The following is a 230-nucleotide window of genomic DNA, read 5'->3' as shown; positions in this document are numbered from 1 at the left end:
ATGTTCATCTCGAGCGCCGTCATCATCGCCGGAGCGATTCCGCTCGATTCCAATGTGACGATACGATCGATTCCCGCGTCACGGAACCGATCCGCGAACTCACGACCGATCGCCTGCATCAAGACAGGATCGACTTGATGGTTCAAGAAGGCATCGACTTTCAATACGTGCTCGGACAACGCTTGCCCTTCATCTCTGATTTTGTCTTCTAACTGCTTCATTGTTTTCCC

Annotated in this window: 1 pseudogene; it reads right to left on the bottom strand. The window is 51.7% G+C overall.

The window, feature by feature from the left end:
• Positions 1-221: pseudogene (locus ACSV5T_RS10495) on the bottom strand (xanthine phosphoribosyltransferase); the annotation flags it as partial.
• Positions 222-230: the final 9 nt, after the last annotated feature.

It is taken from the genome of Veillonella sp. ZSJB6 (assembly GCF_051549505.1).
In the GTDB taxonomy this organism is placed as follows: Bacteria; Bacillota; Negativicutes; order Veillonellales; family Veillonellaceae; genus Veillonella.
This window is presented reverse-complemented; position numbering and strand designations above follow the sequence as displayed.